Below are 3585 nucleotides of genomic sequence, written 5' to 3' on the forward strand. Positions count from 1 at the left end.
GATACCAAACCCCCTACCCCCTTTCCGAACGCGGTCCTGGACTCCCGGAGGGTGCGCTGCACCTTTGGGTTCCGCACCCCTTCTCCGTATGGTCCTGCCTCTGCTACGACCAGGCCGCGACGAAGTACCCGACCCCGTACGGGGCGTCCTCGTACAGCAGCCGCCCTTCGAGCCCGGCGCCCTCGGCGGCGCCCGCGAGCACCTGCCAGGGGGCCCGGCCGGCGGCCTGGAGCTCGGCGGCGAGCCCCGGGTCGAGGGCGGCGAGTGCGGGCAGGTCGGCGGCGCCGAGCGCGCGGGCGGCTTCGGCGTCGAAGGCGGCGGCGCGCTCGTCCAGGTAGCCGGGGGCCTTGAGGGAGCGGCAGGCGCTGCCGTCACCCATGACGAGCAGGGCGACCCGGTCCTCGCGTGCGGCGAGCTCCCGGCCGGTCTCCAGACACCGCTCGGTGTCCAGCGGCCCGGCGACCCCGAACCCCTCCAGGGGCGCGGCGCCCCAGCCGGCCCGGCCGAGCAGCCAGGCCCCGACGGCGAGCGGCGTGGGCAGCAGGCGCGGGCCCTCCTCGCCCTCGCCCAGCCGTACGTCGGCCCCGGCGCCGAACCCTCGGAAGGTGCCGCGGGCACCCTGGGGGTAGACCCCGTGGTGGTCCTGGTCGCAGGCTCCGACCACGACGAGCAGGTCGGGCCGGGAGGCGGCGAGCACGGACAGCGCGTCGGAACACGCGGTGCGGGCATCGCCGAGTTCGGCGGCGGCTCCCGTGACGAGCTCCGGCAGGAGCATCGGCGGGGCGGGGCAGACGGCGGCGGCTACGAGCATGATCCGCAGCGTAGCCGCCGAGCCTTCACGACGCGCCCCTCGCACCACTCGGCCCTGGCGGGCCTCCCGGGCTTCGCACCGCTGCGCCGGACTCCGCGTCAAGAAGGTGCCCGGCGCGTTAAGAGGGCGCGGCGCAGCCCGACGTGGTCACCGGGAGCGGGGTGGGGACGCCCAGGGTCGGGATGCCGAGGAGGACGCCCTTCGGCTGCGCCGGGGCCTCGTTGCGCTTCTGCCAGGCATCGCCCGCACGGGTCCGGCGTACCGCCCCCGTCGGGCCCTCCGCGAGGAGGTGGTGCGGGGCCGCGTAGGTGATCTCCACGGTCACGACGTCGCCGGGACGGACCTCGCCCTCCGGCTTCGTGAAGTGCACCAGGCGGTTGTCGGGGGCCCGCCCGGACAGCCGGTGCGTGGCGCCGTCCTTGCGGCCTTCGCCCTCCGCGACCATGACCTCCAGGGTCCGGCCGACCTGCTTCTTGTTCTCGTCCCAGGAGATCTCCTCCTGGAGGGCGACCAGGCGCATGTACCGCTCCTGGACGACCTCCTTGGGGATCTGCCCCTCCATGTCGGCGGCCGGGGTCCCGGGGCGCTTGGAGTACTGGAAGGTGAAGGCGTTCGCGAAGCGCGCCTCGCGCACCGCGTGCATGGTCTGCTGGAAGTCCTCCTCCGTCTCGCCGGGGAAGCCCACGATGATGTCGGTGGAGATCGCGGCGTGCGGGATGGAGGCGCGGACCTTCTCGATGATGCCGAGGAAGCGCTCCTGGCGGTACGAGCGGCGCATCGCCTTCAGGATCGTGTCCGATCCGGACTGCATGGGCATGTGCAGCTGCGGCATGACGTTGGGGGTCTCGGCCATCGCCGCGATCACGTCGTCGGTGAAGTCGCGCGGGTGCGGGGAGGTGAAGCGGACCCGCTCCAGGCCCTCGATGGCGCCGCAGGCGCGCAGCAGCTTGGAGAAGGCCTCGCGGTCGCCCAGGTCGGAGCCGTAGGCGTTGACGTTCTGGCCGAGCAGGGTGATCTCGGAGACGCCCTCGGCGACGAGTGCCTCGACCTCGGCGAGGATGTCGCCGGGACGGCGGTCCTCCTCCTTGCCGCGCAGTGCCGGGACGATGCAGAAGGTGCAGGTGTTGTTGCAGCCGACGGAGATCGAGACCCAGGCGGCGTACGCGGACTCGCGCCGGGTCGGGAGCGTGGAGGGGAAGGCCTCCAGCGACTCGGCGATCTCGATCTGCGCCTCTTCCCGGATGCGCGCGCGCTCCAGGAGGACGGGCAGCTTGCCGATGTTGTGCGTGCCGAAGACCACGTCGACCCAGGGGGCGCGGTCCACGATCGTGTCGCGGTCCTTCTGCGCGAGGCAGCCGCCGACGGCGATCTGCATGCCGGGGCGCTTGGTCTTCATCGGCGCGAGCCGTCCGAGGTTGCCGTAGAGCTTGTTGTCGGCGTTCTCGCGGACGGCGCAGGTGTTGAACACGACGACGTCGGCGTCGCCGTCGGAGCCCTGGGGCGCGCGGACGTACCCGGCGTCCTCCAGCAGGCCCGACAGCCGCTCGGAGTCGTGCACGTTCATCTGACAGCCGTACGTCCGGACCTCGTACGTTTTCACAACAGTCGCCTCGCCGCTCTCGGTACTCACCCAGCAAGGGTACGGGTCGGGCGTGGCGGCCCGGGCCGGGCGTAGGCCGGGCGGGCCGGGCGGGCCGTGACAGGACGGCGGGTCGGTGGCAGGATCGCGGCCATGCCTCTCGTACCGCCCCGGATCAGCAGGCGCCGTGCCCTGCGGGCCCTGGTGGCCGTACTGGCCGTGCTCTGCGCCCTCGTCTGGTGGCTGCGGCCCTTCGGCCGGCCGGAGGTCACCGGCGGGATCACCCTCAGCACCGGCGTCCAGAACGGGGTCTACCACCGGTACGGCCTGCTGCTGGAAAAGGCCCTCGCCGAGGACATGCCCGAGTTGCGGGTCAGCCTGAAGCCCAGCGAGGGCTCGCAGCAGAACCTGCAGCGGGTGGCCGCGGGCGAGGCCGATTTCACGGTGTCGACGGCCGACGCGGTAGCCAAGTACCAGGTCGACCGGAAGCCCGGGGCTGAGCGGCTGCGCGCCCTGGCCCGGCTCTACGACGACTACGTCCAGCTCGTGGTGCCCGCCGGTTCGCCCGTCCAGTCCACCCGGGACCTGCGGGGCAAGCGGGTCGCCGTCGGCCAGGAGGGCTCGGGGGTCCGGCTCATCTCGGAGCGGATGCTCACGGCGGCGGGGCTGAACCCGACGCGCGACGTCACCCCGGTGGCCATCGGCATCGACAAGGTTCCGGCGGAGCTGGAGGCCGGCCGGATCGACGCCTTCTTCTGGTCGGGCGGACTTCCCACGACTGCCGTCAAGGAGCTCTCGGAGCGGTTCGAGATCCGGCTCGTGCAGCTCGGCGACCTGGTGGAGGCGCTCCAGGCCAGCGGCAGCCCCGCGCGGTACTACCGGGCGGCGGTGATGCCCCAGGACGCCTACCCGCGGGCCCGCAACACCTCGTCGGTGTCCACCGTGGCGGTGCCGAACCTGCTGGTGACCCGGGAGGACGCGGGCGCCGAGCTCACGGAGCAGTTCACCCGCACGGTGATCGACAGCCGGGACAAGATCGCGCGCCAGGTGCACGCGGCCCAGCTCGTGGACCTGCGGACGGCGATCTACACCGATCCCCTGCAACTGCACGACGGCGCGGCCCGCTACTACCGCTCGGTCAAGCCCTAGTGGTGGGAGGCGGGCGGAGAGCACGGTACCGGCAACCCACCGACCA

General features: G+C 72.9%; 3 protein-coding genes. 1 reads left to right on the forward strand and 2 read right to left on the reverse strand.

Annotated features, from left to right (window positions below; translation table 11 throughout):
* Positions 1-103: 103 nt before the first annotated feature.
* Positions 104-811: a hypothetical protein gene (locus tag ACFWBW_RS08125; RefSeq protein WP_385369518.1), complete on the reverse strand. Its 708-nt coding sequence runs from the start codon at positions 809-811 to the stop codon at positions 104-106.
* A 118-nt stretch (positions 812-929) separates the two neighbouring features.
* On the reverse strand, positions 930-2441 hold the full coding sequence (miaB, locus tag ACFWBW_RS08130) for a tRNA (N6-isopentenyl adenosine(37)-C2)-methylthiotransferase MiaB (RefSeq protein ID WP_385369520.1): 1512 nt from the start codon (positions 2439-2441) through the stop codon (positions 930-932).
* A gap of 102 nt (positions 2442-2543) precedes the next feature.
* Between miaB and ACFWBW_RS08135 the strand changes: the two genes are divergently transcribed.
* Positions 2544-3539, forward strand: a complete 996-nt coding sequence (locus tag ACFWBW_RS08135) for a TAXI family TRAP transporter solute-binding subunit (protein ID WP_385369522.1) — start codon at positions 2544-2546, stop codon at positions 3537-3539.
* Positions 3540-3585 lie beyond the last annotated feature (46 nt).

The sequence above is a fragment of the Streptomyces sp. NPDC059957 genome (assembly GCF_042730015.1).
Taxonomy (GTDB): Bacteria; Actinomycetota; Actinomycetes; order Streptomycetales; family Streptomycetaceae; genus Streptomyces.